Genomic DNA, 260 nt, shown 5'->3' on the forward strand with positions numbered 1-260 from the left:
AGGCGGTGGTAGGTGAAGGCCCAGCGGTCTTCGCCTACGTTGCGGCGGGTGTAGCGGTCGGGGTGCTGGTAGCGGTCGCGGTTGTGGAACTGGCAGGCCGGACCGAGGAGCTTCAGGTCCGTCAGGCCGCCGGTGCTCCAGTTGTCGGCGTGGTCGATCTGGCACATGGTCGCCGGGAGCGGGCAGCCGTCGACCCAGCATGTGGCATACCGGGCGAACACCGCCCTGCGCTGGGCAGGAGTCGCCAGGCGGACCTTGCG

1 protein-coding gene is annotated in these 260 nt (G+C 70.0%); it reads right to left on the minus strand.

Translation table 11 applies throughout. The features are described 5' to 3' along the window. Window positions 1-260 (minus strand): HNH endonuclease signature motif containing protein (locus FLV34_RS41200; protein WP_187280914.1); only part of this gene is annotated, 260 nt, incomplete at both ends.

It is taken from the genome of Microbispora sp. CSR-4 (assembly GCF_008033685.1).
In the GTDB taxonomy this organism is placed as follows: domain Bacteria; phylum Actinomycetota; class Actinomycetes; order Streptosporangiales; family Streptosporangiaceae; genus Microbispora.